Origin of the sequence: Arthrobacter sp. SIMBA_036, from assembly GCF_046535135.1 — a bacterium.
In the GTDB taxonomy this organism is placed as follows: domain Bacteria; phylum Actinomycetota; class Actinomycetes; order Actinomycetales; family Micrococcaceae; genus Arthrobacter.
On the sequence record NZ_JAWRXG010000408.1, the window covers coordinates 1 to 243 of the forward strand.

At 69.5% G+C, this 243-nt stretch carries 1 pseudogene; it reads left to right on the forward strand.

Going from position 1 to position 243, the window contains the following annotated elements:
• Nucleotides 1-243 (forward strand): annotated as a pseudogene (locus SB659_RS20335) (TonB-dependent siderophore receptor); the annotation flags it as partial.

Genomic DNA, 243 nt, shown 5'->3' on the forward strand with positions numbered 1-243 from the left:
GGTCAAGCTCGATCTCGGCCGGCTCGGGGCGACCTTCAGCGCCTTTCAGATCACCCAGCCCAGCGGCCTGTCGACGGCGAGCCGAACGGGCGGCCTGCCGGTCTTCGGCGTCGATGGCGAGCAGCGCAACCGCGGCCTCGAACTCTACGGCTACGGCGAACTCACCGAGGGGCTGCGGCTGCTGGGCGGTGTGATGGTTCTGGACGCGGTCCAAACCAAGACGGCCGGCGGGGTCAACAACGG